This window comes from Klebsiella sp. I138 (genome assembly GCF_051131765.1).
In the GTDB taxonomy this organism is placed as follows: domain Bacteria; phylum Pseudomonadota; class Gammaproteobacteria; order Enterobacterales; family Enterobacteriaceae; genus Klebsiella.
This window is the reverse complement of sequence record NZ_CP180447.1, coordinates 4,789,055-4,815,877: the sequence shown is the minus strand read 5'-3', so window position 1 is coordinate 4,815,877 and position 26,823 is coordinate 4,789,055. Positions and strand designations below refer to the sequence as shown.

22 protein-coding genes are annotated in these 26,823 nt (G+C 56.8%); 12 read left to right on the top strand and 10 right to left on the bottom strand.

Features of this window, described 5'->3' with window-relative positions; genetic code table 11:
* Window positions 1-17: 17 nt before the first annotated feature.
* Complete coding sequence (gene ygjK, locus ACMYSK_RS22570; RefSeq protein ID WP_434638618.1) at window positions 18-2,369, top strand: alpha-glucosidase; 2,352 nt, start codon at window positions 18-20, stop codon at window positions 2,367-2,369.
* A gap of 67 nt (window positions 2,370-2,436) precedes the next feature.
* Here the strand turns inward: ygjK and lsrG are convergent, their stop codons facing one another.
* From lsrG to lsrA, 6 genes are read right to left on the bottom strand one after another with little or no spacing between them, the layout of a single operon-like run.
* On the bottom strand, window positions 2,437-2,733 hold the full coding sequence (gene lsrG / locus ACMYSK_RS22565) for a (4S)-4-hydroxy-5-phosphonooxypentane-2,3-dione isomerase (protein ID WP_434638617.1): 297 nt from the start codon (window positions 2,731-2,733) through the stop codon (window positions 2,437-2,439).
* Window positions 2,730-3,617 carry a 3-hydroxy-5-phosphonooxypentane-2,4-dione thiolase gene (gene lsrF / locus ACMYSK_RS22560; RefSeq protein ID WP_434638616.1) on the bottom strand — a complete coding sequence of 296 codons (888 nt, stop codon included), beginning with the start codon at window positions 3,615-3,617 and terminating at the stop codon, window positions 2,730-2,732. The genes lsrG and lsrF overlap by 4 nt, the downstream gene beginning before the upstream one ends.
* An 11-nt stretch (window positions 3,618-3,628) precedes the next feature.
* Complete coding sequence (lsrB, locus tag ACMYSK_RS22555; RefSeq protein ID WP_434638613.1) at window positions 3,629-4,642, bottom strand: autoinducer 2 ABC transporter substrate-binding protein LsrB; 1,014 nt, start codon at window positions 4,640-4,642, stop codon at window positions 3,629-3,631.
* 4 nt (window positions 4,643-4,646) lie between these two features.
* On the bottom strand, window positions 4,647-5,639 hold the full coding sequence (lsrD, locus tag ACMYSK_RS22550) for an autoinducer 2 ABC transporter permease LsrD (protein ID WP_434638612.1): 993 nt from the start codon (window positions 5,637-5,639) through the stop codon (window positions 4,647-4,649).
* Window positions 5,640-6,674 carry an autoinducer 2 ABC transporter permease LsrC gene (gene lsrC / locus ACMYSK_RS22545; RefSeq protein ID WP_434638611.1) on the bottom strand — a complete coding sequence of 345 codons (1,035 nt, stop codon included), beginning with the start codon at window positions 6,672-6,674 and terminating at the stop codon, window positions 5,640-5,642.
* Complete coding sequence (lsrA, locus tag ACMYSK_RS22540) at window positions 6,671-8,158, bottom strand: autoinducer 2 ABC transporter ATP-binding protein LsrA (RefSeq protein ID WP_434644278.1); 1,488 nt, start codon at window positions 8,156-8,158, stop codon at window positions 6,671-6,673. The genes lsrC and lsrA overlap by 4 nt, the downstream gene beginning before the upstream one ends.
* Before the next feature lie 217 nt (window positions 8,159-8,375).
* Here lsrA and lsrR point away from each other — a divergent pair, with 217 nt between their 5' ends.
* The 3 genes from lsrR (at window position 8,376) to ACMYSK_RS22525 (ending at window position 13,376) form a co-directional block, all read left to right on the top strand.
* Window positions 8,376-9,347 carry a transcriptional regulator LsrR gene (gene lsrR, locus ACMYSK_RS22535; RefSeq protein ID WP_434638610.1) on the top strand — a complete coding sequence of 324 codons (972 nt, stop codon included), beginning with the start codon at window positions 8,376-8,378 and terminating at the stop codon, window positions 9,345-9,347.
* A gap of 37 nt (window positions 9,348-9,384) precedes the next feature.
* The gene (gene lsrK, locus ACMYSK_RS22530) at window positions 9,385-10,977 is read left to right on the top strand and encodes an autoinducer-2 kinase (protein ID WP_434638608.1); all 1,593 of its coding nucleotides are present in this window, start codon (window positions 9,385-9,387) and stop codon (window positions 10,975-10,977) included.
* Window positions 10,978-11,354: 377 nt separating this feature from the next.
* Window positions 11,355-13,376 (top strand): FAD-dependent oxidoreductase, encoded by a 2,022-nt coding sequence (locus ACMYSK_RS22525; protein WP_434638607.1) that lies wholly within the window; start codon window positions 11,355-11,357, stop codon window positions 13,374-13,376.
* Window positions 13,377-13,440: 64 nt separating this feature from the next.
* On the opposite strand, the gene rlmG is transcribed toward ACMYSK_RS22525, so the two are convergent.
* Entirely contained in the window at window positions 13,441-14,577 is a 1,137-nt protein-coding gene (rlmG, locus tag ACMYSK_RS22520; protein WP_434638604.1) for a 23S rRNA (guanine(1835)-N(2))-methyltransferase RlmG, read from the bottom strand.
* A 136-nt stretch (window positions 14,578-14,713) separates the two neighbouring features.
* On the opposite strand from rlmG, the gene ACMYSK_RS22515 reads away from it, so the two are divergent.
* The 4 genes from ACMYSK_RS22515 (at window position 14,714) to sstT (ending at window position 19,027) form a co-directional block, all read left to right on the top strand.
* A complete protein-coding gene (locus tag ACMYSK_RS22515; protein ID WP_131048503.1) occupies window positions 14,714-15,214 on the top strand; it encodes a M48 metallopeptidase family protein in 501 nt (166 codons plus the stop codon).
* A gap of 73 nt (window positions 15,215-15,287) precedes the next feature.
* Entirely contained in the window at window positions 15,288-16,277 is a 990-nt protein-coding gene (locus ACMYSK_RS22510; protein WP_434638603.1) for a Gfo/Idh/MocA family protein, read from the top strand.
* A 279-nt stretch (window positions 16,278-16,556) separates the two neighbouring features.
* Entirely contained in the window at window positions 16,557-17,525 is a 969-nt protein-coding gene (locus ACMYSK_RS22505; protein WP_434638601.1) for a TerC family protein, read from the top strand.
* 254 nt (window positions 17,526-17,779) lie between these two features.
* The gene (gene sstT / locus ACMYSK_RS22500; RefSeq protein ID WP_434638599.1) at window positions 17,780-19,027 is read left to right on the top strand and encodes a serine/threonine transporter SstT; all 1,248 of its coding nucleotides are present in this window, start codon (window positions 17,780-17,782) and stop codon (window positions 19,025-19,027) included.
* Window positions 19,028-19,045: 18 nt separating this feature from the next.
* Here the strand turns inward: sstT and ACMYSK_RS22495 are convergent, their stop codons facing one another.
* The 3 genes from ACMYSK_RS22495 to uxaC all read right to left on the bottom strand — a co-directional run bounded on the left by ACMYSK_RS22495 (window position 19,046) and on the right by uxaC (window position 22,665).
* Window positions 19,046-19,600, bottom strand: a complete 555-nt coding sequence (locus ACMYSK_RS22495) for a YgjV family protein (RefSeq protein WP_434638598.1) — start codon at window positions 19,598-19,600, stop codon at window positions 19,046-19,048.
* A 146-nt stretch (window positions 19,601-19,746) separates the two neighbouring features.
* A complete protein-coding gene (locus tag ACMYSK_RS22490) occupies window positions 19,747-21,234 on the bottom strand; it encodes a UxaA family hydrolase (protein ID WP_434638596.1) in 1,488 nt (495 codons plus the stop codon).
* 18 nt (window positions 21,235-21,252) lie between these two features.
* Window positions 21,253-22,665, bottom strand: a complete 1,413-nt coding sequence (gene uxaC, locus ACMYSK_RS22485; protein WP_434638594.1) for a glucuronate isomerase — start codon at window positions 22,663-22,665, stop codon at window positions 21,253-21,255.
* A gap of 482 nt (window positions 22,666-23,147) precedes the next feature.
* On the opposite strand from uxaC, the gene ACMYSK_RS22480 reads away from it, so the two are divergent.
* The 4 genes from ACMYSK_RS22480 to mzrA all read left to right on the top strand — a co-directional run bounded on the left by ACMYSK_RS22480 (window position 23,148) and on the right by mzrA (window position 26,741).
* Window positions 23,148-24,449, top strand: a complete 1,302-nt coding sequence (locus ACMYSK_RS22480) for an MFS transporter (RefSeq protein WP_434638593.1) — start codon at window positions 23,148-23,150, stop codon at window positions 24,447-24,449.
* Between the two features lie 129 nt (window positions 24,450-24,578).
* Window positions 24,579-25,355 carry a transcriptional regulator ExuR gene (gene exuR / locus ACMYSK_RS22475; RefSeq protein ID WP_434638592.1) on the top strand — a complete coding sequence of 259 codons (777 nt, stop codon included), beginning with the start codon at window positions 24,579-24,581 and terminating at the stop codon, window positions 25,353-25,355.
* A gap of 337 nt (window positions 25,356-25,692) precedes the next feature.
* Window positions 25,693-26,355 (top strand): DedA family general envelope maintenance protein YqjA, encoded by a 663-nt coding sequence (yqjA, locus tag ACMYSK_RS22470; RefSeq protein WP_434638591.1) that lies wholly within the window; start codon window positions 25,693-25,695, stop codon window positions 26,353-26,355.
* Window positions 26,356-26,357: 2 nt separating this feature from the next.
* Complete coding sequence (gene mzrA / locus ACMYSK_RS22465; protein WP_434644277.1) at window positions 26,358-26,741, top strand: EnvZ/OmpR regulon moderator MzrA; 384 nt, start codon at window positions 26,358-26,360, stop codon at window positions 26,739-26,741.
* Window positions 26,742-26,823 lie beyond the last annotated feature (82 nt).

Here is a 26,823-nt window from a genome sequence, read left to right as displayed (position 1 = left end):
GAAGGGATATAAATACCATGAATATCACCACCCGTTTCACGCCGCTGGCCTGTGCGCTGCTACTGAGTTTTTCCGCCCACGCGGTCACCGCCGATGCGTTTAAAAACGTCATCAACCGGACCGGTTCGCCACAGTACATGCATGATTTTGACCACGATGACCACCAGCGTTTTAACCCGTTTTTCGATCTCGGTGCGTGGCACGGACATCTGCTTCCGGATGGCCCGGCAACCATGGGCGGCTTCCCCGGCCCGGCGCTGTTGACGGAAGAATACATCAACTTTATGGCCACCAGCTTCGACCGACTGACGGTCTATCAGAACGGTCAAAAAGTGGCCTTCACCCTTCAGGCCTGGAGTCTGCCCGGCGCGCTGGTACAGACGCTAACCGCCCCCGGCGTACGCGTCGTCATGACCCTGCGCTTTGCCAGCCCGCACACCTCGCTGCTGGAGACCAAAATCACCAGCAATACGCCGCTCACCCTGGTGTGGGACGGCGCGCTGCTGGAAAAACTGGAAGCCAAAGAGGGAAAACCACTCTCGGATAAGACCATCGACGGCGCATTCCCGGATTATCAGCGCCGCCTGACGGCAACCCACGACGGACTGACGGTGAGCTTCGGCAAGGTACGCGCCGCTTCTGACCTGATGACCTCCGGTGAGTCGCAGTATCAGATCCATAAGTCCCTGCCGGCCGAGACCGAAATCGACGGCCACCGCTTTACCAGCACGGCCAAAATCAGCGGCTCCACGACGATTTACACAACCTATTCACATCTGCTGACCGCGGAGCAGGTGCGAACGGAGAAAGCACAGATCCGCGATATCCTCGCTCGCCCGGCGTTCTACCTGAACGCGTCGCAGCAGCGCTGGGACGGCTATCTGCAAAAAGGGCTGACTAACCCGGATGCGACCGCCGAACAGACCCGGGTGGCGGTTAAGGCTATCGAAACGCTTAACGGTAACTGGCGCGCGCCGGGCGGCGCAGTGCAGCACAATACTGTCACTCCGTCGGTCACCGGGCGCTGGTTCTCCGGCAATCAGACCTGGCCCTGGGATACCTGGAAACAGGCTTACGCCATGGCGCACTTTAACCCCGAGATCGCCAAAGAGAATATTCGCGCGGTCTTCTCCTGGCAGATTCAGGCCAACGACAAGGTACGCCCGCAGGACGTCGGCTTCGTCCCGGACCTCATCGCCTGGAACCTGAGCCCAGAGCGCGGCGGCGATGGTACTAACTGGAATGAGCGCAATACCAAGCCAAGCCTGGCCGCCTGGTCGGTGATGGAGGTCTATCGCGTCACCAAAGATAAAGCGTGGCTACAGGAGATGTATCCGAAGCTGGTGGCCTATCACGACTGGTGGCTACGCAATCGCGATCATAACGGCAACGGCGTGCCAGAGTACGGCGCCACTCGCGATAAAGCCCATAATACCGCCAACGGCGCGATGCTGTTTACGCTCAAAAAAGGCGACAACGAGGAGACACTTTCTGGCCTGAAAACCTATGAAGCCGTCACCCGCAAGGGGGATTATGACAGCCTGGAGATCCCGGCGCAGGTCGCCGCGTCCTGGGAGTCAGGGCGCGATGATGCGGCGGTGTTCGGCTTTATCGATAAAGATCAGCTGGATAAGTATGTGGCCAACGGCGGCAAGCGCAGTGACTGGACGGTCAACTTTGCCGAAAACCGCGATAAACAAGGACATCTGCTGGGCTATTCACTGTTACAGGAGTCGGTTGATCAGGCCAGCTATATGTACAGCGACAACCACTATCTGGCGGAGATGGCGACCCTTCTCGGTAAACCCGATGAGGCGAAACGCTACCAGGCGCTGGCACAGAAGCTGGCGGACTATATCAACACCTGTATGTTCGACCCGCAGACCTCGTTCTATTACGACATTCGGATCGAAGAAAAGCCGCTGGCCAACGGCTGCGCCGGGAAGCCGATTGTCGAACGCGGCAAAGGCCCGGAAGGCTGGTCGCCGCTGTTTAACGGCGCGGCAACCCAGCAGCACGCCGATGGGGTGATCAGCGTGATGCTCGATGCCAAAGAGTTCAATACCTTCGTACCGCTGGGTACCGCCGCATTAACCAACCCGGCATTTGGCCCGGATATTTACTGGCGCGGCCGCGTGTGGGTGGATCAGTTCTGGTTTGGCCTCAAAGGCATGGCACGCTACGGTCATCGTGAAGAAGCACTCAAGCTGGCGGATACCTTCTTTAAGCACGCCAAAGGACTCACCTCCGACGGCCCGATTCAGGAGAACTACAACCCGCTGACCGGCGCCCAGCAAGGCGCGCCCAACTTCTCCTGGAGCGCCGCGCATTTGTATATGTTGTATAACGATTTTTTCAGGAAACCGTAGTCCATTAATGCCCGGTGGCGCTACGCTTACCGGGCCTACGGGGTTTGACTCGTAGGCCCGGTAATGCCTACACCACCGGCAATAACCCCACGAAACTGCGTTTCTTACGCGGCTCCGACATCATCTCGTCGAGCTTCTCCACGCAGGCCAGGTAGTGCGGGGTTTGCTTGTGCGCCAGCACCGACTCATCATCTTTATAGGCTTCGTAGATAAAAAAACGGGTCTTCACTTCCGGGTCCTGCAACACGTCAAAGCGCAGGTTGCCCGGCTCTTTCAGCGCCCCTTCATGGTTGGCACGAAAGACGTCGAGAAACGCCTCCACCCGCTCTGGCTTGATATTTATCTCCACCAGCGTCACGTTCATTTTAGCTCTCCCTGTTTCTCTTCCTGCCAGAACTGATACGCCTCACGGGCATTCATATTCTCGTGGACCACTTTCTTCACTGCCTTCAGCATCGCGCGCGGCGCGCTGGACTGGAAAATATTGCGCCCCATATCCACGCCGGATGCGCCCTGGTCAATCGCCCGCCAGCACATCTCAAGGGCTTCATGCTCCGGCAGCTTTTTCCCGCCGGCGATCACGATCGGCACCGGACAGCTGGCGGTGACCTTTTCAAACCCCTCTTCGACGAAGTAGGTTTTAACAAACTGAGCCCCCATCTCGGCGGCAATCCGGCTGGCTAATGAGAAGTAGCGGGCGTCGCGGGTCATCTCTTTACCCACGCCGGTGACCGCCAGTACCGGCATCCCGTAGCGGTTCCCGGCGTCCACCAGCTTAATGATGTTATTGATCGACTGATGCTCATACGGACTCCCGATATAGACCTGGGCCGCCACCGCACAGACGTTCAGGCGCAACGCGTCCTCCATCGCCACAGCGACGCACTCGTTGGACAGTTCGCTGAGAATAGAATTACCGCCGGAGGCACGCAGCACCACCGGCTTATTGGTGGCCGCCGGAACCTGACTGCGCAGCACGCCGCGGGTACACATCAGCACGTCAGTTTCATCAAACAATGGGGCGATAGAAAGATCGATACGTTCAAGGCCGGTGGTCGGCCCCTGAAAGTAGCCGTGGTCGAAGGCCAGCATCACCGTGCGGTTGCTGTGCGGATTAAAGATGCGCGCCAGCCGGGACTGCATCCCCCACTCCAGCGAGCCGCAGCCTTTCAACGTATAGAGCGTATTCTTCTGCGGTCGGTCAAACCCGAAGTCTTTCCCCTCTTTGATATCGTCTAAATCTGCCATCTCATCCTCCATCAGAAGTCGTAGTTATTGATGTTATCTTTGGTGAACACCACGCGCTCCGGCAGCAGCACGATACCGTTGCCTTTCGCTTCATACTGGTAGCCCTGCACGCTGTTTGGTTCGACCTTCAGCGTCCCGATATCTTTAACGTCTACGCTGTCACCAACGTTAAGATCGCCTTTTTTCAGCAGCCGATCGGCGACGTTAACCGCAATTTTCCCCTGCTGTACCACATCCCACAGGCCGAAGGCTTTTACCGTGCCGCGCTCAACGTAGGGGCGCATCACGTTCGGCGTGCTGAAGCCGACGATCGCAACGCCCTGCCTTTTGAGGTTTTCTGCCGCCTGCGCGGCAGCCGGAAGCGCGTTGGCATCCGGCGCGATAATGGCGTCAAGGTCCGGGTAGGCTTTCAGGATCCCTTCAGCGGTTTGCAGGGAGCGAGTGGCATCGTTATAGCCAAACTGGGTAGTGACGATTTGCCACTGCGGGTGCTCTTTTTCAATTTTGGCCTTCGCCTCTTTTACCCACTGGTTCTGGTCGGTCACCGTCGGGCTGGAGTAGAAGAACGCCACTTTGGCCGTCGGCTTGCTGACCTGTTTCGCCGCCATATCCACCAGCAGGCCACCGAGCTGCTGCGGCGTTCCCTGGTTGATATAAATACTGCGGCACTCAGGTTTGGTGTCAGAGTCCCAGGTCAGCACCTTGACCCCGCGCTGCATCGCCCGCTTGAGCGCCGGGCACAGGCCGTCAGGTGACACGGCTGAGACGATAATCGCGTTATAGCCCTGGTTGACGAAGTTATTGATCAGCTGCACCTGGCCGGACACGCTCGGCTCGGTCGGTCCGTCGTAGGTGACGTCTGCTCCCAGCGCTTTACCGGCCTCTTTCGCGCCGTTACCGCCGCTGGTAAAGAAGCCTACGCCAACCAGTTTAGGGATAAAGGCGATACGGTCGGCAGCCTGAGCTACCGCCACGCTCATGGTCAGCGCCAGGGCGCTGATGTGCAGAATATGTTTTGCTTTCATCTTGTTATGCTCCGATTGTTTTACGCGAGAAAAGACGCCGCCAGACCGTACGCACCCATTCACGATGCAGGCTCAACGAACGTCCCATCACCACCACAACCAACAGCGCCCCTGACAGCGCGCTCGACACCTGGTTGGGGATGCCGACCATCTGTAAACCTTGTTGCAGATACCCCACCAGCAGTGCCGCCAGCGCCGTACCCAGTATCGAACCCGAGCCGCCGTAGATATTCGCCCCGCCGAGCACCGCCGCGGTCAGCGCAGGCATCAGCAGGTCGCGGCCCAAATCCGATCGCGCTGAGCCGAAGTAGGAGACCAGAATCAGCGCCGCGATTGCCGAAGCCACGCCCACCAGGCCATATAGCACGTACGGCATCCCGTTGACCGACAAGGCGGCATAGCGCGCCGCTCTGGGGTTTTGTCCAAGCAAAAAGAGGTGGCGGCCGAAGCGCCCGCGGTGGGTCAGCAGCCAGAAGAAAAAGGTAATGACGATAAACAACACCAGCGGGAGCGGCAGGCCAACGAGCGTCAGATTGGCGAAGGCGGTAAAGCTGTCCGGGAAGCCGCCTATGCCTTCATAACCCGTTGCCCCCGCCATACCGGAAAGCAGCAACGCGGCGCCGCCGTAGAGATACAGCGTGCCGAGGGTAATCACCAGCGGGCTGATGCCGGTATAGTGGATCAGTGCCGCGTTCACCAGGCCGCACAGCAGACCAAGAACGAGAGTCAGGGGAATTGCCAGCCCCATCGGCCAGCCAGACTGCATCATCACCCCCAGCGCAATGGCGCACAGGCCGATGGTGGATCCGAGAGAAATATCAATGCCACCACTGATGATCACCAGAGTCAGCGGCAGTGCGACGATGCCAATACAGATAAAGTCGCTGGTGCTGAACAGCAGCATGTTGATATCCAGCATGCGCGGATTGATCGCACCAAACAGCAGGATCTCCAGTACCAATAATGCCAGCAGCGTGCTTTCCCAGTTGAGTTTCATCTACGCCACCTCTTTGCTTTTACGTTTTGCGAACGGGGTGACGTGCTTTCCCCCTTTGTTGCCGGGTTGAAAGCGGCTGTACTTCAGCGCTCGCTGATGCCGCGCCAGCGCCTGGCGCAGCCGCCCGTCGAGCACCAGCACCCCCAGCAGAACCAGACCAGCAATAAAGTCGTTCCACCATGCCGGGAGTCGGAGCAGCACCAGTACGGTATCGATTTGGGTGAGGAAAAAGGCGCCGAGAAAGGCGCCGACGAGAGTTCCGGTTCCGCCGAGCAGAGAAATCCCCCCCAGCACGCAGGCGGCAATGGCCTTCATCTCCAGCCCGCTGCCGGTTTGATTGGGGACAAAACCTATCTGCGCGGCAAAGACGATCCCGGCGCAGGCCGCCAGCATACCGTTCAGCGTAAAAGCCAGCATGCGCGTGCGGTTAACCGCGACCCCCAGCTGACGCGCGGCGGCCAGGTTATCGCCTACGGCGTAAAAATCACGGCCAAACGCGGTGCGTGCCAGCAGCCATGCGCCTACCAGCAGCAGCGCCAGTACCAGCCATCCCAGCGGAGAAACGCCGATAAAAACCGGTTCGGAAAGTGACTTCAGGCTATCGGGCAGGCCCTCGATCCACTTGCCGCCGGTCCACAGCAGCATCACCCCGCGATACAGCCCCAGCGTACCGAGCGTCGCAACAATCGCCGGAATGCGCAGACCAACAACCAGCAGGCCGTTAAAGGCCCCCGCCAGCGCGCCAACCGCCAGCGCAAAGACGATCGCCGCCGTCAGGCCATAGCCGCCGTTGAGCGCGGCGCCTACTGCAATCGCGCTCAGACCGACGGTCGAGCCGACGGACACATCGATATTGCGGGTCAGCATCACCAGCGTCGCCCCCAGCGCCAGCAGGCAGAGAATTTGTGAACTGGCAAATATCATCGCCAGAATTTGCAGGCTGAACCAGGCCGGGTTGAGCGCGATCAGCAGCGCAAACAGCGCCAGAATCGCCAGCAAAGCGCTCAGCTCGCGGTTTCTAAGTAACATTTTCATGACTGCCCTCCAAAGGCCAGCGTCATCATGCGATCGACGGTGACCGCCGGCCTTAACAACTCGCCGCTCTGCCGACCCTGATGCATTACCACCACCCGGTCGGCCAGCCCGACAAACTCATCCAGATCGCTTGATATCATCAGCACCGCCACGTTTTGTGCGGCGACGCTTTTTAGCAGTTGATAGATGTCAGCCCGGGCGGAAACGTCCACGCCGCGCGTCGGCTCATCGACAATCAGCAGCAGCGGATTGGCTTCCAGACAGCGGGCCAGCAGCACCTTTTGCTGATTACCGCCGGAGAGCGTTCGCACGGTCTGATCGCTGTGATTGAGTTTGATACCCAGCGCCCGGTGATAGCGCTCCACGACCGCCGACTCGCGCTGGCGCTGCTGCCACCATGACGGCTGGTTAAACATCACCGTATTCCAGCGTACCGGGGCATCGAGAAACAGCCCGGACACCTGGCGATCCTCTGGCAAATAGACCAGACCGCTGGCAAGCCGTGCGCGCGTGCTGTCGCGGCTAATGTCGCGGTTCTCCAGCCACACTCGCCCGGCACGCGGCGGACGCAGGCCGTACAGCGTCTCGGCAAATTCGGTACGTCCGGATCCCACCAGCCCGGCCAGACCAACGATCTCCCCGGCATGGATCTCCAGGCTGAGATCGATAAAACCTTCGCCGGTCAGATCCTCCACCCTCAGCACCGGAAAATCCTGCGCCTGAGTGCGGCGATTCCCCGGCAGCGCCAGCCAAAGCTTCTGGCTATCGCTGAGATCGTGCCCTCTGTCGACGGGGGTCATCGCATTGATCAACTGAGCGTCGCTGTAGCACGCGGTTTCACCACTGAGCACCACTGCGCCGTCGCGCATGACCGAGATATGGCTGGCGATCTGGCGGATCTCCGGCAGCTTGTGCGAGATAAAAACAATCCCGACGCCGAGATCCTGCAGGGCGCGGATCTGACGAAACAGCCGATCCGTCTCCCCGGGAGTTAAAGAGGCGGTGGGTTCATCGAGGATCAGGATCTGCGCGTCGCGCATCAGGCCACGCAGGATCTCCACCATCTGTTGATCCGCCACTTCCAGCGTCCCGGCCACCGCCTCCAGATTGAGCTGACAGTTCAACTGCCGCAGCGTCTCCTCCAGCCGTCCGCTGTTATCTGGCCGCTTTGGCAGACGGAAAAGAATATTTTCCCGTACCGTCAGGTTGGGAAACAGCATTGGCTCCTGGGGAACGAGGTACACCCCCAGCTGATGGGCCAGCGCCGGGTTAAGACGCGCAAAAGCGCGGCCGCCAAGGGTAAGTTCACCGTCGTCGGGCGTTTCCACCCCGGCGATAATCTTCATTAGCGTTGATTTTCCCGCGCCATTGCCGCCCATCAGCGCATGCACCTGGCCGGAAAAGAGCGTGAAATCAATGCCCTTCAACACGGCGATGCCGGAGAACTGTTTGCGAATCTGCCGGGCTTCAAGCAGTGGGTTCATCATCACGCCTCGTATGAACAAATGATTTTTTAATTTAATAATGTTCAAAAGCGTAGACGGTGAACTATATTTACAACCGTGCAAAGATCACAGTTTCATGCTTTAGATCGTTGGAAAAAATCGGCAAACAATGAAAGATCGGTTTTGCCAGTCGGCTCACACTTTCCGACCGCGCAATAGCGAACATATGATCTAAATTTTTATAAGAGTTCAATTTATGAGCGAAAAACGCATTACGGAAGAGAGTCGCTACGCAGGCCTGGCATTAGCCGAAGAGGAGCTGGTGGCTCGGGTGGCCTGGTGTTACTACCACGACGGATTGACGCAGAACGATATCGGCGAGCGCCTGGGGCTGCCGCGGTTAAAGATCTCCCGTCTGCTGGAGAAAGGCCGCCAGTCCGGGGTGATCCGCGTGCAGATCAACTCCCGCTATGAGGGGTGTCTGGCGCTGGAAACCGAGCTGCAGCAGCGTTTTAACCTGAAGATCGCTCGCGTGCTGCCGGCGCTCAATACCCCGCCGATGAACACGCGTCTGGGGATTGGCGCGGCGCAATCGCTGATGGGGGTGCTGGAACCGGGGCAGCTGCTGGCGGTGGGATTTGGCGAAGCCACCATGAGCTGCCTGCAGCACCTGAGCGGGTTTATCAGCTCTCAGCAGGTGCGGCTGGTCACGCTGTCCGGCGGCGTCGGTCCCTATATGACCGGCATCGGCCAGTTGGACGCCGCCTGTCGCGTCAGCATCATTCCGGCGCCGCTGCGGGTCTCTTCGGCCAACGTGGCTGAAATTTTGCGGCGGGAGTCGAGCGTTCGCGATGTCATTCTGGCAGCCACCGCGGCGGATGCGGCGGTCGTGGGCATCGGCGCCATCGACCAGCGCCGCGATGCCACCATTCTGCGCTCCGGCTACATCAGCGAAGGCGAACAGCTGATGTACGCCCGGAAAGGCGCAGTCGGCGACATTTTAGGGTATTTCCTGCAGGCCGACGGCAGGCGGGTTGAGGAACTAGAGATTCACCGGGAATTACTCGGCGTCACCCTCGACGAGCTGGCGCAGCTGCCGACCATTGTCGGCGTTGCCGGTGGAACGGAAAAAGCGCAGGCGATTTATGCCGCCCTGGTGGGCAAACGCATCAATGGCCTGGTAACGGAAGAGACAACAGCACGCGCGGTGCTCACGCTGGCCTCCTGATGGCCCTGCGCCGCGCAACAATCGCGAGGCGCATGTCATGAGTTACCTGTTAGCGTTAGATGCCGGGACCGGCAGTATTCGGGCGGTGATTTTCGATCTCGCCGGCCACCAGGTCGCAGTCGGCCAGGCGGAATGGAAGCATCTGAGCGTGGAAAATGTTCCCGGCTCTATGGAGTTTGACCTCACCACCAACTGGCTTCTGGCCTGCCAGTGTATCCGCCAGGCGCTGGCAAACGCCCACCTCCAGGGGGGCGATATTCAGTCCGTCGCCTGCTGTTCCATGCGCGAAGGCATCGTGCTGTACGACCGCAACGGCGAGGCTATCTGGGCCTGCGCCAACGTCGATGCCCGCGCCAGCCGCGAAGTGGCTGAGCTTAAAGAGATTCATGATTATCATTTTGAATCTGAAGTCTATGACGTCTCCGGCCAGACGCTGGCGTTAAGCGCCATGCCGCGGCTGCTGTGGCTGGCCCACCATCGCCCGGATATCTATCGTCAGGCCGCCACTATCACCATGATTAGCGACTGGCTGGCGGCAAAACTCTCCGGTGAACTGGCCGTCGACCCGTCTAACGCCGGTACTACCGGGATGCTCGATCTGTTCAGCCGCGACTGGCGTCCTGCGCTGCTCGATATGGCCGGACTGCGTGCGGATATGCTCTCGCCGGTGAAAGAGACCGGCACACCGCTTGGCGCAGTGACCGACACGGCGGCGCAGCAGTGCGGCCTGCGGGCCGGGACGCCGGTGGTCATGGGTGGCGGGGACGTACAGCTCGGCTGCCTCGGCCTGGGCGTGGTACGCGCCGGCCAAAGCGCCGTGCTGGGGGGCACTTTCTGGCAACAGGTGGTGAATCTGCCGGAGGTCCGTACCGACCCGGAGATGAATATTCGCATCAACCCGCACGTCATTCCCGGTATGGCGCAGGCCGAGTCCATCAGCTTCTTCACCGGCCTGACCATGCGCTGGTTCCGCGATGCTTTTTGCGCTGAAGAGAAGCTGGTTGCGGAACGCCTGGGGATGGATGCCTATGCTCTGCTCGAAGAGATGGCCAGCCGCGTGCCGGCAGGTTCTCACGGCGTGATGCCGATATTCTCCGATGCAATGCATTTTAAGCAGTGGTATCACGCCGCGCCGTCGTTTATTAACCTCTCCATCGACCCGGAAAAATGCAACAAGGCCACGTTGTTCCGCGCGCTGGAGGAGAACGCGGCGATTGTCTCCGCCTGCAACCTGGCGCAAATATCCCGCTTTTCCGGCGTGACGTTTGACAGCCTGGTCTTTGCCGGCGGCGGATCGAAAGGGGCACTGTGGAGCCAGATCCTCAGCGACGTCACCGGCCTGCCGGTACGAGTACCGGTCGTGCGTGAAGCCACGGCGCTGGGCTGCGCAATCGCCGCCGGAACCGGCGCCGGCTTATACAGCGATATGGCCAGCGCGGGCGAGAAGCTGGTGAGCTGGCACCGGGAGTTTACCCCTAACCCGGCACATCGCGAGCTGTACCAGGGGATGATGGAGAAATGGCAGTCGGTCTATGCCGACCAACTGGGGCTGGTCGACAGCGGGCTGACGACGTCAATGTGGCAAGCACCGGGCCTTGAGCGACGGCCACCGGTCGTCCCGGCGCCCTGAGCTCCCAGCTCTTAGTACAGACTCCCCCTCTTCCCTGGATGAGGGGGCCTTCTCGCCATCGTTATTTGAATCCCATCACAATCACCGCACGCCCTTTTTCACTTTTCGCCCGCGACGGCTAAATTAGTAACTCATCCGACCACACAACAATAATGTTACATACCCGAAATAATTCAAGCGGCATGAAGGCGGCAAGGCCGTAAATCCCCAGGAGCTTACAAAGTCAGTGACTGGGGTGACAAATCTGTCTGGAACAGATTTGAACGCTGCGAGCAGCGGCCCTGATAAGGGTGAGGCTCATGGATGAGCCGAATAACGAGCGCAGCCAACACATATGCAGCTTGAAGTATGGCGGGTATAAGAGACTGGAAGCCATTATGAGCCACTACTCGTCGTTATTCGCCCCGCTCGACCTGGGTTTCACCCAGCTGAAAAACCGCGTGCTGATGGGTTCCATGCACACCGGGTTGGAAGAACATGCCGACGGCGCAGAGCGGCTGGCGGCCTTTTACGCCGAGCGCGCGCGCCACGGCGTGGCGCTGATTGTCACCGGCGGAATTGCGCCAGCGGACTCCGGCGTCACGATGGCCGGCGGCGCGGTGCTCGACGATGCCAGCCACCTGGCACACCATCGGCACATTACCGATGCGGTCCACCGCGAAGGCGGCAAAATCGCCCTGCAAATTTTACATACCGGTCGCTATAGCTATCAGCCACAGCTGGTGGCGCCGTCGGCATTGCAGGCGCCGATTAACCGCTTTACTCCGCATGCGCTAAGCCATGATGAGATCCTGCAGCTGATCGCCGATTTTGCCCGCTGCGCACAGCTGGCCCGGGAGGCGGGCTACGACGGTGTCGAAGTGATGGGTTCAGAGGGCTATTTAATCAACGAGTTTCTCGCCGCGCACACCAACCAGCGTACCGATGAGTGGGGTGGCGATTACGCCCGGCGCATGCGCTTTGCCGTCGAAGTCGTGCGCGCGGTACGCGAGCGAGCCGGTCACGACTTTATTATTATCTATCGCCTGTCGATGCTCGATCTGGTCAACGACGGGAGTACCCTGGAGGAGGTCACTACGCTGGCGCAGGCCATCGAAGCGGCGGGAGCGACGATTATCAATACCGGAATAGGCTGGCACGAGGCGCGTATTCCCACCATCGCCACGCCGGTGCCGCGCGGTGCTTTCAGCTGGGTAACCCGTAAGCTGAAGGGCGCGGTGTCGATCCCCCTGGTGACCACTAACCGCATCAACGATCCCGAAGTGGCCGATGCGATCCTCGCCCGCGGCGATGCCGATATGGTGTCAATGGCGCGCCCGTTCCTTGCCGACGGTGAGTTCCTTAGCAAAGCCAAAAGCGGGCGCGCCGATGAGATAAATACCTGTATCGGCTGTAACCAGGCCTGTCTGGATCAGATCTTCGCCGGGAAGGTCACCTCCTGTCTGGTTAACCCACGAGCCTGCCACGAAACTCTGATGCCGGTCACGCCTGCGGCCGTGCCAAAACGCCTCGCCGTCGTCGGCGCTGGCCCAGCAGGGCTGGCCTTTGCCGTTAATGCCGCCGCGCGCGGACATTCTGTCACCCTGTTTGACGCGCAGCAGGAGATCGGTGGGCAGTTTAATATCGCCAAACAGATCCCCGGCAAAGAAGAGTTTTACGAAACGCTGCGCTACTACCGCCGCATGCTGGATCTGCACGGGGTTAATTTGCAGCTGGGTCAATTCGTCACGGCGGATCGTTTGATGACGTTTGATGAAACTATTCTCGCCACCGGGATCGCCCCGCGAATGCCGGATATCGCCGGAATTACCCATCCGAAAGTCCTGAGCTACCTCGACGTTCTGCGCGACAAGGCACCGGTGGGCCAGAGCGTCGCCATTATCGGCTGCGGCGGCATCGGGTTTGATACCGCAATGTTTTTGAGCCAGCCGGGCGTTGCCACCAGCCAGAATATCGACGCATTTTGCAAGGAATGGGGCATTGATACCAGCCTGCAGACGGCAGGCGGCCTGCGTCCGGAAGGACCGCAGCTGGAAAAAAGCCCGCGTCGAATTGTGATGCTCCAGCGCAAGACCAGCAAACCCGGCGATGGATTGGGGAAAACCACCGGGTGGATCCACCGCGCCACGCTGCTGGCGCGCGGCGTCAAAATGTTCCCGGGCGTCAGCTATCAAAAGATCGACGATGAAGGATTGCATGTCACGATCGGCGGTGAACCGCAGGTGTTGCATGTCGATCGGGTCATTATTTGCGCCGGCCAGGAACCCAGACGCGAGCTGGCGGACCCGCTGCGCGCGGCGGGGAAAGTGGTGCATCAGATTGGCGGGTGCGATGTCGCGATGGAGCTGGATGCTCGCCGCGCTATTGCCCAGGGTACGACGCTCGCGCTGGCCATTTAACGATGGCCGCAAACCAGAAAACCCCGGGAGGCACTGCGCCTTCCGGGTTACGGTAGTCTACAGATCAGCGCAGCTTGCGCACTTTCACCGCTTTCAACACCACGAATTTATTGTTGGTGGCGACGGTAGTGCAGTTACCGAAGATTTTCTTCATCTTGTGGAAATAATCGAGGTGACGGTTGGCCACAATATACAGCTCACCGTTGATCTTCAGGCAGCGGCGCGCGTGGTGGAACATCTCCCAGGCAATATTATCCGTCAGCGCATGCTTCTGATGGAAAGGAGGGTTGCACAATACAGCATTAAAGCGGAAAGGCTCTACGCCCGACAGCGCGTTGTTAATCATAAACTCGCAGCGGTCCAGCGCCTCTGGCATGTTAGTTTCAACATTCAGACGGCTGGAGGCGACGGCCATCGGCGATTCATCAACGAACACCACGTTAGCCAGCGGATTCTTCTCCAACAGCGTCAGGCCAACCACCCCGTTACCACAGCCCAGATCGACAATCTCACCTTCAATGTCTGACGGAAGATGTTCGATGAAGAAACGCGCGCCGATATCCAACCCGGTGCGGGAAAACACATTCGCATGGTTGTGGATCGTCCAGTCCGTCCCTTCCAGCTTCCAGCTCAGCGTCTGCGGAGCCTCGGCAAGGGCCGGTGCGCTGAACGTACAGTTGATCAGACGGGCTTTTTTCCAGGCCAGAGTGGTGGTGGTCGGCCCCAGTACTTTCTCAAACAGTTCCAGCGTGGAAGTATGAATATCGCGGGCCTTCGCGCCGGCGATGATGCGGGTTTGCGGTGTCACAACCTGACGCAGGGCGCGCAGCTGCTGCTCCAGCAATGCCAGCGTTTTCGGAACTTTAATTAGCACAACGCCTGGCGCCTGAGGATACTCAGCCGTACTGTCGAGAAACTTGACGCTGGATTCTTCAATATTGTTATGGCGTAAGTTCTCACGCGTGGCGAGCTCGGTGAGGTAAGAATCGCCGATGCTGAACGGCGTATGCTCCGCCAGCGCGCAGCCCAGCGCACCAAAGGTATCGTTGAAAATCAGGACCGGGCCGTTAATTTCCGTCTCATCTAACTGCTGCAGCAGATATTCATCCGCCGCTTCCCACGCCAGTAGCGGGTTAACATCATCCGTTTCCGGAAAACGTTTTAGTGTCAGTGAACGGAAACCGTTGTCTAAGTGGCTCATCGGCCCTCCTGAGTGGTAAAATTTCGGTGTTATCCCTGAAAGGGTGCGTGAGTATACCCTTTTTATGCACAAAATCATTCAAGATGCGCCGATGCAGCCTGAAGGAGGATGTGAAGATCTTTTATCTGGAGCTGTAATGAGTCAACTCACATACCTGCAAGGCTATCCGGAGAATTTACTTTCCCAGGTTCGCACATTAATTGCCGAGCAGCGCCTGGGGGCGGTCCTGCAAAAGCGCTATCCGGAAGGCCATGATGTCAATAACGACAAGGCGCTTTATCAGTACACTCAGGATCTGAAAACCCGCTATTTACGCGGCGCAGCACCGGTAAATAAGGTGATGTACGACAGCAAGATCCATGTGTTGAATAACGCGCTCGGCCTGCATACCGCCATTTCGCGGGTTCAGGGAGGGAAGCTGAAGGCGAAAGCCGAAATTCGCGTAGCCACGGTATTTCGCGACGCCCCGGAAGCCTTTTTGCGCATGATCGTAGTGCATGAGCTGGCGCATCTTAAAGAGAAAGAGCATAACAAAGCCTTCTATCAACTCTGCTGCTATATGGAACCGCAGTACCATCAGCTGGAGTTCGATACCCGTCTGTGGCTGACGCACCTTTCGTTAAATCGTTCTGCGTAGTCGCGCACTGGTTTTGTCATGATGGCATGTTAAAGTGACCAAAGGTCCCCTTTAACGGAGTTCGTCAACGTTTATGATACGTTTCGCTGTTGTTGGCACAAACTGGATAACTAAACAGTTTGTCGATGCCGCCCATGAAACTGGCAAGTATAAACTCACCGCAATTTACTCTCGCAGCCTTGAACAAGCGCAAGCCTTTGCGCAAGATTATCCCGTCGACCATCTTTTTACGTCGCTGGACGATCTGGCGCAAAGCGATGCCGTCGATGCCGTTTATATCGCCAGCCCGAACTCCCTGCACTTCCCGCAAACACAGCTGTTCCTGAGCCATAAAAAACATGTGATTTGCGAAAAACCGCTGGCCTCAAATCTGCGGGAAGTTGAAGCCGCGATCAAAACCGCTCGTGAACACCAGGTGGTGCTGTTCGAAGCCTTCAAAACCGCTACTTTGCCGAATTTCCTGCTGCTGCAACAGTCGCTTGGTAAAGTGGGAAAACTGCATAAAGCATTTATCAATTACTGCCAGTACTCTTCTCGCTATCAGCGCTATCTCGACGGTGAGAACCCGAATACCTTCAACCCGGCCTTCTCTAACGGCTCGATTATGGATATCGGTTTCTATTGCCTGGCCTCGGCCGTGGCGCTGTGGGGCGAACCGCGTGCGGTTCATGCCAGCGCCAGCCTGCTGGACAGCGGCGTTGATGCACAGGGAACCGTGGTGCTGAACTATGCAGATTTTGACGTCACGCTGCACCATTCAAAAGTGAGCGACTCCACGCTGCCAAGCGAAATTCAGGGCGAAGCCGGTGCGCTGGTGATCGAAAAAATCTCCGAGTGCCAGAAGCTCTCTTTCATTCCGCGCGGCGGGAAAGCCCAGGATCTGACGCAGCCACAGCATATCAATACTATGCTCTACGAGGCGGAAGAGTTTGCGCGCCTGGTGGAGAACAAACAGGTTATTCACCCTGGGCTGGAGGTCAGCCGTATTACGGCCAGCCTGCTGAGCGAAATTCGCCGCCAGACCGGCGTAGTATTCCCGGCTGATAATCCGCAGGTGGCGTAAAAGAGTGTAAAGAGGCCGTCAGCAGCCATTGACGCCACTTATGACTTGTCATATTTTGTTACGCGCAAAGGGGAGTAACTTCCTTGCCGGTGGATCGTCATTACGATGCGTGCAAAACCGCATCCGGTCGCCGGGCAATAATAAAAGATCCGCCTGTATCGCGCGGCTCTTTTATTGTTGTAAGTGAGACCTTGCCGGAAGGCGAGGTCTATGCATAAACACGCAGCGGCTGCCGTCTTCCGACGTCAGCCGTTTTGTTTTTATGTAAGGAATTAAGTAATGAATACTGTCGGCACACCGTTGTTATGGGGCGGATTCGCCGTGGTCGTGGTGATCATGTTGGCCATCGATCTGCTTCTTCAGGGACGGCGTGGTGCGCATGGCATGACCATGAAACAGGCCGCAGGTTGGTCAATTCTCTGGGTTACGCTCTCCCTTCTCTTTAACGCTGTTTTCTGGTGGCACCTGGCGCAAACCGAAGGCCGTGCCGTTGCCGATCCTCAGGCGCTGGCTTTCCTTACCGGCTATCTGATTGAAAAAGCGCTGGCCGTAGACAACGTCTTTGTCTGGCTGATGCTGTTCAGCTACTTCTCCGTTCCGCCCGCGCTACAGCGAAGAGTGTTGGTTTACGGTGTGCTCGGTGCGATCGTGTTGCGTACGGTGATGATCTTTGCCGGAAGCTGGCTGATTTCGCAGTTCGAGTGGCTGCTGTACATCTTTGGCGCCTTCCTGCTGTTTACCGGCGTGAAGATGGCGCTGGCGAAAGAAGACGATTCCGGTTTCGGCGACAAACCGCTGGTACGCTGGATCCGCAGCCATCTGCGTATGACGGATAAAATTGAAGGCGAGCGCTTCTTCACGCGGCAAAACGGTGTCCTGTTTGCCACGCCGCTGCTGCTGGTGCTGATCCTGGTAGAACTGAGCGATGTCATTTTCGCGGTCGATAGCATCCCGGCGATTTTCGCCGTGACCACCGACCCGTTCATCGTCCTGACGTCGAACCTGTTCGCCATTCTCGGCCTGCGCGCGATGTACTTCCTGCTGGCCGGCGTCGCAGAGCGTTTCTCAATGCTGAAATATGGCCTGTCGATCATTCTGGTCTTTATCGGCATCAAGATGCTGATCGTCGACTTCTACCATATCCCGATTGGCATTTCGCTCGGCGTGGTTGGCGGCATTCTGGCGCTGACGCTGCTGATTAACGCGTGGGTTAATAAGCAAAACGATAAGAAGAAATTACAGCACTAAGCCTTAAATGACCGGGTGGAAGCCGCTTTCACCCGGTCAGCAACGCCCGCCGCGTATTATTTCTCGTCATGTCACAAAAACGTTAATACATAGTTAAAAAATAAGATCTCAGCTAAATAAGCAGCATTTTACGCTTCCTACCCGACGCGCTTTCCGTATACTCAACCAGGCAAACATTTATTTACATCCGGACATAAACGTAACAAATAATACGTACACGGGACGGATAGCAACATCACAACAAGGAATGAATTATGACGACACAAACGCCCCCATCGGGCCTGCTACAGCGCCTGGCTCAGGGCAGCCTGGTTAAACAAATTTTAGTCGGCCTGGTGCTTGGCGTATTGCTGGCGCTGGTTTCCAAACCGGCGGCAATCGCCGTTGGCCTGCTCGGTACGCTATTTGTCGGCGCGCTGAAGGCCGTTGCGCCGGTTCTGGTGCTGATGCTGGTCATGGCTTCCATCGCCAACCACCAGCAGGGACAAAAAACCAGTATCCGTCCGATTCTGTTCCTGTATCTGCTGGGGACCTTCAGCGCGGCATTAACCGCCGTGCTGTTTAGCTTTGTCTTCCCTTCCACGCTGCACCTGACGTCCGCCGCCGGCGACATTACGCCGCCGTCTGGTATCGTCGAAGTACTGCGCGGACTGCTGATGAGCATGGTCTCAAACCCAGTTGATGCCTTACTCAACGCCAACTATATCGGGATTCTGGTGTGGGCTGTCGGCCTGGGTTTTGCGCTGCGTCAAGGCAACGAGACGACGAAAAACCTGATCAACGATGTCTCCCATGCGGTGACCTTTATTGTAAAACTGGTTATTCGTTTTGCACCGCTGGGTATTTTTGGTCTGGTCTCTTCAACGCTGGCGACCACGGGCTTCGAAACCCTGTGGGGGTACGCGCAGCTGCTGATGGTGCTGGTAGGCTGCATGCTGCTGGTGGCGCTGGTAATTAACCCGCTGCTGGTCTTCTGGAAAATCCGTCGTAACCCGTACCCACTGGTGCTGACCTGCCTGCGCGAAAGCGGCGTGTACGCCTTCTTTACCCGCAGCTCCGCCGCCAACATTCCAGTGAATATGGCGCTGAGTGAAAAACTGAATCTCGATCGCGATACCTATTCGGTGTCGATCCCGCTGGGCGCAACCATCAATATGGCCGGGGCCGCCATTACTATTACGGTGCTAACGCTGGCTGCCGTGCACACCCTGGGTATTCCGGTGGATCTGCCTACCGCGCTGCTGCTGAGCGTCGTCGCCTCTCTGTGCGCCTGCGGCGCTTCCGGCGTGGCGGGCGGTTCTCTGCTGCTGATTCCGCTGGCCTGTAACATGTTCGGCATTCCCAACGATGTTGCCATGCAGGTCGTTGCTGTCGGCTTTATCATTGGCGTACTGCAGGACTCCTGTGAGACCGCGCTGAACTCCTCCACCGACGTGCTGTTCACCGCTGCCGCCTGTATGGCGGAAGACGAGCAGCTGGCGAAAAACGCACTGCGCGATTAATCCCGCCCTTCCCCTCCGCTAACGTGCGGAGGGGTTCGCTTCCCCCTCAGCCTTTTCCAGTTTAAACGGATCTATCCCGCGTTTTTGCATGCGCCAGAAACGAATAATATTCAGGCCATTGACGATTAAGAAGCTGCCTTCAATCAGCGTTCCACCGATCGAACCCAGCCAAAAGTTATGCGTCACCCAGCAGGCGGTAGAACACCACATCACACAGCGGACGGTGAGCCCTTTACAGCGGAACAGAGCCCAGGTACTGGCGACGGTACCGATAACCGGTAGCAGCTCCATCGCATGCTGCAATTTTCCCAGACCAAGAACCAGCGTCAGGGTAATAAACGTCGCCATCACCCACATGCTACGCGTGCGCAATGATATGAGCGTGCGCACGGCGTTCAGCCCGGCGCTCATGCCGGCGGGCATCGCCCCCATCAGAATAAAATGCAGCCCGATTATGCCGCTGTACAGCGCCAGTTGCTGTTTAAAGCGGCGCTCGTCGCGATTGATAAAGGTGGTGATTCCGATCAGAAAGGCGATGACACCTACGCCCTGGGCAAGCCAATACGCAGTCATGAAAGTTCCTTGTCATAACAGACAAAAGCAAACGGCGATCCCCTCAGGGCGCGCCGTTTTTCACTCACTACAGAGACTTCATCTTTTTTATACGCCGGCCGGGCTATTGTTCCACCCGGCACCGTGACGAAGTCGGATGAGGATCATTACAAGGTGACACCGCTTTTGAAGATAGCCAGTTCGCGGAAATCATTGCGCTCATTGCAGGTCGGTTTGCCATTGACGATGTCAACGAGGGTATCCACGAACTCCTCCAGCAGCTGCGGCATCGCTTTACCGTGAATCAACTGACCGGCATCGAAATCGATCCAGTGTTTCTTTTTCGCCGCCAGTTCGCTGTTAGTGGCGATTTTAACCGTCGGCACAAAACCGCCGTAAGGCGTGCCGCGACCGGTACTAAACAGCACCATATGGCAGCCCGCACCGGCCAGTGCGCTGGTTGCTACCGCATCGTTGCCCGGCGCGCTCAGCAGGTTGAGGCCGTGCATTTTTAAACGTTCGCCGTAGCGCAGGACGTCTACCACCTGGCTGGAGCCCGCTTTTTGGGTACAGCCCAGAGACTTATCTTCCAGCGTGGTGATACCACCGGCTTTGTTGCCCGGCGATGGGTTCTCGTAAATAGGCTGATTATGGGCAATAAAGTACTGTTTAAAATCATTCACCATCGTCACCAGCTTGCCGAAGGTCTCTTCATCTCGGCAGTGGCTCATCAGCAGCTGTTCGGCGCCGAACATTTCCGGGACTTCCGTCAGTACGGTAGTGCCGCCGTTGGCGATCAGGTAATCCGAGAAACGCCCCAGCATCGGGTTAGCAGTAATCCCCGAAAGGCCGTCTGACCCGCCGCATTCAAGGCCAAACTTCAGTTCGCTCAGTTTACCTGGCGTACGTTTGTCGTGGCCCATCACGTCGTAAAGTTGATGCAGATGCTCAAGCCCGGCCTCCACTTCGTCATCCTGCTTCTGGCAGATCATAAAGTGCACGCGCTCAGGATCGAACTCGCCCAGGGTTTCACGGAATGCATCAACCTGGTTGTTCTCACAGCCCAGGCCAATCACCAGCACGGCCCCGGCGTTCGGATGACGCACCATATTTTGCAGCATGGTGCGGGTATTGATGTGGTCATCCCCCAGCTGCGAACAGCCGTAGGTATGACTGAAGAGGAAGACACCATCGGTACCTTCCGCTTCGTTGGTCTCTTTCAGGAAACGGTTCTGAATCTGACGAGCGATACCGTTCACGCAGCCGACGGTCGGCAGGATCCACAGTTCATTGCGCACCCCGACATCGCCGTTTGCGCGACGATAAAGCTGCACCTCGCGGTCGGCAGGCTGCGCCGTCGGCTCGATAAGATCGGGTTGATAGCGATACTCGTCAAGGTCGCTCAGGTTGGTTCGCGTATTATGGGCGTGAATATGCTCCCCTGGCGCGATATCCGCCAGCGCATGACCAATGGGCAGACCATACTTAATGACGTTTTCTCCCTTCGCAATCGCGTGTAGTGCGAACTTGTGGCCACGGATAACGTCCTGGCTTAACGTAACCGTATCGCCATCAATAGTGACCTGGGTACCCGCAGCCATATCAGCTAATGCGACAGCAACGTTATCCTGCGAATGGATCTTAATGTATTGCATATCAACCGACCTCTGGTCTTAATTCAGTTCAATCGCGAAGTAATCACGCGCATTGTTAAAGCAGATATTTTTCACCATCTCGCCCAGCAGCTGAATATCCGCTGGCGCTTCACCCGCTTCAACCCAGCGGCCGATCATCTGGCACAGGATGCGACGGAAATACTCATGGCGGGTGTAGGACAGGAAGCTGCGGCTATCGGTTAGCATGCCAACAAAGCGACTCAGCAGACCAAGCTGAGCGAGCTGGGTCATCTGACGTTCCATGCCGTCTTTCTGATCGTTGAACCACCAGCCGGATCCGAACTGCATCTTGCCCGGCATCCCTTCACCCTGGAAGTTACCGATCATCGTGCCCAGTACTTCGTTATCGCGTGGGTTCAGGCAGTAAAGAATGGTTTTCGGCAGCAGATTTTCTTCATTCTGCTTGCTCAGCAGACGGGACAGCTCTTCCGCCATCGGGCGATCGTTGATGGAGTCAAAACCAACATCAGGCCCTAACAGCTTGAACTGACGCTGGTTGTTATTGCGCAGCGCGCCGATATGGTACTGCTGTACCCAGCCGCGGCGAGCGTATTCGGCACCGAGGAAGACCAGCACGGCGGTTTTAAACTGCGCGACTTCATGCTCGCACAAGGTGGAACCAGCCAGACGGCGGGCAAGAATACTGTCCAGTTCAGCATCGCTGGCTTCGGCGAACAGCACGACATCCAGCGCGTGATCGGAAACTTTACAGCCGTGGGCGGCGAAGTGATCCAGACGCTTAACCAACGCGGACTGTAAATCAGCAAAGCGACGGATGTCGGTATCTGAGACTTCACCCAGCTTCGCCATGTAGTCGTTAAAAGTGGCTTGTTCAATGTTGAACGCTTTATCCGGGCGCCAGCTTGGCAGAACTTTGGTGGTGAAGGTCGTCTCTTTCGCCACTGCCGCATGATGTTCCAGAGAATCGATCGGATCGTCGGTGGTGCCGACCATTTTCACGTTCATTTGCGTCATGATGCCGCGAGCGGAGAAACGATCCTGGGTCAGCAACTCGTTGCACTGATTCCAGATTTCATCCGCAGTGTGTGGGGATAACACCTTACCGGTAATCCCAAACGGGCGGCGCAGCTCCAGGTGTGTCCAGTGATAGAGCGGGTTGCCGATAGTATGTGGAACGGTTGCTGCCCATGCGTCAAACTTCTCGCGGTCCGAGGCATCACCGGTACACAGGCGCTCAGCCACGCCATTTGTACGCATCGCGCGCCATTTGTAGTGGTCACCTTTCAGCCAGATGTCATACAGGTTTTTAAAGCGATAATTTTCGGCAATCTGCTGCGGCGGAAGATGGCAGTGATAGTCGAAAATCGGCTGGTCTTTGGCGTATTCGTGGTACAAGCGGCGGGAAAACTCGGTATCAAGCAGAAAATCTTCGGTCATAAACGGTGTCATTTTCATTTCCTCTTCGCCCCGTTTCGGAGCCCATCAGATGATTGACTATCATGCTGACAAAGTTATCACACCAATTTCCACAGGCCGAAATCTTTTTCGTGAGTTAGATCAATAAACGCTGACAAAAAAAGTACCCTTCAGGGAGTAAACGTTCTCCCAGGCCGCGCCAGCTCTGGCTTTGCTCGCAAGAGATAATACCCCCATAAACTTTCCCACTTTTGTGACAGTACTCAACTTTTAAAGTTGTATGACAAGTTATCTTTCTGCCGTCGCAACATATAAACCGACAGAGTGCACTTCCGATGAATAAACACATCGGGTTGACCGGTACGGATACCGAATTAAGCAAAACAACTGATGGCAAGGTTCGGGCCATATGGGTTTTCCCCCCTGAGCCCTCCGTTTCTCCTTCTCCACCCCTGTTACAGGGTTTGAAGATGGCCGCACTCGCTGCGGAGATATAACAAACGATGAGGTTTTACATGCGTAAAATTAAAGGGTTACGTTGGTACATGATCGCACTGGTGACAATGGGCACCGTGCTGGGCTACCTGACACGTAACACTGTGGCTGCGGCTGCGCCGACTCTGATGGAAGAGTTACACATCTCCACCCAACAGTATTCCTATATCATCGCAGCCTATTCAGCTGCTTACACCGTTATGCAGCCGGTAGCGGGCTACGTCCTTGATGTTCTGGGGACGAAAATCGGCTATGCCTTCTTTGCTATCGCCTGGGCCATTTTCTGCGGTTCAACGGCGCTGGCGGGCAGCTGGGGCGGATTAGCACTGGCTCGTGGCGCCGTCGGCGCGGCGGAAGCGGCGATGATCCCGGCAGGTCTGAAGGCCAGCTCTGAATGGTTCCCGGCAAAAGAACGCTCTATTGCCGTGGGCTACTTCAACGTGGGCTCCTCAATCGGTGCGATGATCGCTCCACCGCTGGTCGTCTGGGCGATTGTGATGCACAGCTGGCAGATGGCGTTCATCATTTCCGGTGTCTTAAGCTTTATCTGGGCAATGGCGTGGCTGGTATTCTACAAACACCCGCGTGACCAGAAGAAATTAACCGAGGAAGAACGCGAATACATCATTGGCGGTCAGGAATCTCATCACCAGACCAACAACAGCAAGAAAATGTCTCCGTGGCAGATTCTGCGTAACCGTCAGTTCTGGGGCATTGCGCTGCCGCGCTTCCTTGCTGAGCCAGCATGGGGGACCTTCAACGCCTGGATCCCGCTGTTCATGTTTAAAGTCTACGGCTTTAACCTGAAAGAAATCGCGATGTTTGCGTGGATGCCAATGCTGTTTGCCGACCTGGGCTGCATCGTCGGGGGCTACCTGCCACCGCTGTTCCAGCGCTGGTTCGGGGTTAACCTGATTGTGTCGCGTAAAATGGTCGTAACCATGGGCGCGCTGCTGATGATTGGCCCGGGGATGATCGGCCTGTTCACCAGCCCGTTCGTCGCCATCGCCCTGCTGTGCGTCGGCGGTTTTGCTCACCAGGCGCTGTCCGGTGCGCTGATTACGCTCTCTTCCGACGTGTTTGGTCGTAACGAAGTGGCTACCGCCAACGGTCTGACCGGTATGGCAGCCTGGATGGCGAGTACCATGTTCGCCCTGGTGGTTGGCGCTCTGGCAGATACCATCGGTTTCAGCCCGCTGTTCGCCGTGCTGGCGGTCTTCGACCTGCTGGGTGCCGTGGTTATCTGGACCGTGCTGAAGAACAAGTCGGCCGATGATGACATCCCGCCGCTCAGTACGAATAAGCCCGTGACGCAAAACTAGCCCTGATACGCTTAAATTCGTTCACAAAGCCGCCTCACAGAAGGCGGCTTTTTCATGCCTGATAGTGGTGAGATGCGCGTAAAAGTGGTATAACAAATCCAATATTGTCGCCATCTTCCGGGAGCGAATATGGAAATCACAGAACCGCGTCGTTTGTATCAGCAGCTTGCTGCCGAGCTGAAAGCGCGTATTGAACAAGGTGTCTACCTTGTGGGCGATAAGCTGCCCGCAGAACGGTTTATCGCCGATGAGAAAAGCGTCAGCCGCACCGTGGTTCGCGAAGCCATTATCATGCTGGAAGTGGAAGGCTATGTTGAGGTGCGCAAAGGCTCAGGCATCCATGTCATCTCCAACCATCCGAAACATCAGCAGGTGGTTGATGAAACGCTGGAGTTCGCCAGCTACGGGCCGTTTGAACTGCTGCAGGCGCGCCAGCTGATTGAAAGTAATATTGCCGAGTTTGCTGCCACCCAGGTGACCAAGCAGGACATCATGAAGCTGATGGAAATCCAGGAGAAGGCGCGTAAAGAGAAATGCTTTCGCGATTCAGAGTGGGATCTCCAGTTTCACGTCCAGGTTGCCCTGGCAACGCAGAATACCGCATTAGCCGCCATCGTTGAAAAAATGTGGACCCAGCGCGTGCATAACCCGTACTGGAAAAAGCTGCATGACCATATCGACCTGCGTACGGTGGATAACTGGTGTGACGATCACGACCAAATTCTGAAGGCGCTGATTCGCAAAGATCCTCACGCGGCGAAACTGGCCATGTGGCAGCATCTGGAAAACACCAAACTGATGTTGTTCAATGAGACCAGCGATGATTTTGAATTTAATGCCGACCGCTACCTGTTTGCTGAAAATCCGGTTGTTCACCTCGATACCGCAGCTAACGGCGTAAAATAAGCGATTATCCTCATCTCAGGCAGGCTCTCAGCGCCTGCCCGTAAACCCGCCTGGGTAAGCAAACATATATAGTGTCAGCCTGTGTAAAGACACTCGCCACCCGCCGCCGCAATCAGCAAAATCAACATGCAACAGACTGCAATTTTTCTGACGTAAAGTCAGTGCTTTTGTTACAATTAGATGCATTTTGTCGTTCTGAAAGTAGGCTTGCACTTACTTCACTTTTAAACAGGGAATCGTTCAGGACGCACGAACAGCGACCATAATCTAATAAGAATCTATGTCGCTACACACACGCGTTCAGACATACCGTTAACCGATGTACCAGGAATCGTGAATGGAACTATTAACCCAATTGTTGAATGCTTTGTGGAGCCAGGATTACGAGACCCTCGCGAATCCCTCCATGATTGGCATGCTGTATTTTGTCTTATTTATGATTTTGTTCCTTGAAAACGGCCTGCTTCCCGCCGCCTTTTTACCGGGCGACAGCCTGCTGGTTCTGGTCGGCGTCCTGATTGCCAAAGGCGCAATGGGCTTTCCGGAAACTCTGCTTCTGCTGACAACCGCGGCCAGTCTGGGTTGTTGGCTCAGCTATATTCAGGGCCGCTGGCTCGGCAATACGCGGATTGTGCAAAACTGGCTTTCGCATTTGCCGTCCCATTACCACCAGCGCGCGCACCACCTGTTCCATAAACACGGGCTTTCCGCCTTATTGATGGGCCGCTTTATTGCCTTCGTCCGTACGTTGCTGCCGACCATCGCCGGGCTTTCCGGTCTGAACAATGCCCGCTTTCAGTTCTTTAACTGGATGAGCGGCCTGCTGTGGGTTCTGATTCTCACCACCCTGGGTTACCTGCTGGGCAAAACCCCGGTATTCCTCAAATATGAGGATCAGCTGATGTCCTGCCTGATGCTGCTGCCGGTGGTGCTACTGGTATTCGGCTTAGTCGGATCGTTAGTTGTCCTGTGGAAGAAAAAATACAGAAGCCGGAGCTGATGATGGCCATAAAAAGCCTCTCCCGGCGCCGGCTTAGCTGGTTGCTGGGTGGCTCCGTGCTGTTGTGTGCGTTGTTCTGGCTATGGCTGGCGGTGCAGCAACAAGAATCGACCCTGACCATCCACCCTGTCTCTCAGGGCGTTGGCATGCCGGACGGTTTTTCCGTCTGGCATCATCTCGACGCCAACGGCATTCGTTTTAAAAGCATCACCCCGCAAAAAGACGGCCTGCTGATCAAATTTGATTCCAGCGAGCAAGGCATTGCCGCTAAAGAAGTGCTGGGCCGCGCCCTGCCACATGGTTATATTATTGCTTTGCTGGAGGAAGAGAATACGCCGACAGCATGGCTCTCCCGTCTGCGCGATGCGCCACACAGATTTGGATAAATAGCCAAAATTCTGAATATATTCACGCAGTTTGGTGGTTTCTCGTTTTACTTACTATGCTTAAGATTGCGGGAGCCGCCGG

Excerpts from the sequence above, each read along its gene's own strand:
- lsrK (WP_434638608.1), top strand. The coding sequence starts at position 9,385 with ATGAGTTACCTGTTAGCGTTAGATGCCGGGACCGGCAGTATTCGGGCG.
- lsrD (WP_434638612.1), bottom strand. The coding sequence starts at position 5,639 with ATGAAACTCAACTGGGAAAGCACGCTGCTGGCATTATTGGTACTGGAG.
- lsrR (WP_434638610.1), top strand. The coding sequence starts at position 8,376 with ATGAGCGAAAAACGCATTACGGAAGAGAGTCGCTACGCAGGCCTGGCA.
- uxaC (WP_434638594.1), bottom strand. The coding sequence starts at position 22,665 with ATGACACCGTTTATGACCGAAGATTTTCTGCTTGATACCGAGTTTTCC.
- rlmG (WP_434638604.1), bottom strand. The coding sequence starts at position 14,577 with ATGAGCCACTTAGACAACGGTTTCCGTTCACTGACACTAAAACGTTTT.
- ACMYSK_RS22505 (WP_434638601.1), top strand. The coding sequence starts at position 16,557 with ATGAATACTGTCGGCACACCGTTGTTATGGGGCGGATTCGCCGTGGTC.
- yqjA (WP_434638591.1), top strand. The coding sequence starts at position 25,693 with ATGGAACTATTAACCCAATTGTTGAATGCTTTGTGGAGCCAGGATTAC.
- ACMYSK_RS22510 (WP_434638603.1), top strand. The coding sequence starts at position 15,288 with ATGATACGTTTCGCTGTTGTTGGCACAAACTGGATAACTAAACAGTTT.
- ACMYSK_RS22515 (WP_131048503.1), top strand. The coding sequence starts at position 14,714 with ATGAGTCAACTCACATACCTGCAAGGCTATCCGGAGAATTTACTTTCC.
- ACMYSK_RS22495 (WP_434638598.1), bottom strand. The coding sequence starts at position 19,600 with ATGACTGCGTATTGGCTTGCCCAGGGCGTAGGTGTCATCGCCTTTCTG.
- exuR (WP_434638592.1), top strand. The coding sequence starts at position 24,579 with ATGGAAATCACAGAACCGCGTCGTTTGTATCAGCAGCTTGCTGCCGAG.
- lsrA (WP_434644278.1), bottom strand. The coding sequence starts at position 8,158 with ATGAACCCACTGCTTGAAGCCCGGCAGATTCGCAAACAGTTCTCCGGC.
- mzrA (WP_434644277.1), top strand. The coding sequence starts at position 26,358 with ATGGCCATAAAAAGCCTCTCCCGGCGCCGGCTTAGCTGGTTGCTGGGT.
- ACMYSK_RS22490 (WP_434638596.1), bottom strand. The coding sequence starts at position 21,234 with ATGCAATACATTAAGATCCATTCGCAGGATAACGTTGCTGTCGCATTA.
- lsrB (WP_434638613.1), bottom strand. The coding sequence starts at position 4,642 with ATGAAAGCAAAACATATTCTGCACATCAGCGCCCTGGCGCTGACCATG.
- ygjK (WP_434638618.1), top strand. The coding sequence starts at position 18 with ATGAATATCACCACCCGTTTCACGCCGCTGGCCTGTGCGCTGCTACTG.
- lsrG (WP_434638617.1), bottom strand. The coding sequence starts at position 2,733 with ATGAACGTGACGCTGGTGGAGATAAATATCAAGCCAGAGCGGGTGGAG.
- ACMYSK_RS22480 (WP_434638593.1), top strand. The coding sequence starts at position 23,148 with ATGCGTAAAATTAAAGGGTTACGTTGGTACATGATCGCACTGGTGACA.
- ACMYSK_RS22525 (WP_434638607.1), top strand. The coding sequence starts at position 11,355 with ATGAGCCACTACTCGTCGTTATTCGCCCCGCTCGACCTGGGTTTCACC.
- lsrC (WP_434638611.1), bottom strand. The coding sequence starts at position 6,674 with ATGAAAATGTTACTTAGAAACCGCGAGCTGAGCGCTTTGCTGGCGATT.
- lsrF (WP_434638616.1), bottom strand. The coding sequence starts at position 3,617 with ATGGCAGATTTAGACGATATCAAAGAGGGGAAAGACTTCGGGTTTGAC.
- sstT (WP_434638599.1), top strand. The coding sequence starts at position 17,780 with ATGACGACACAAACGCCCCCATCGGGCCTGCTACAGCGCCTGGCTCAG.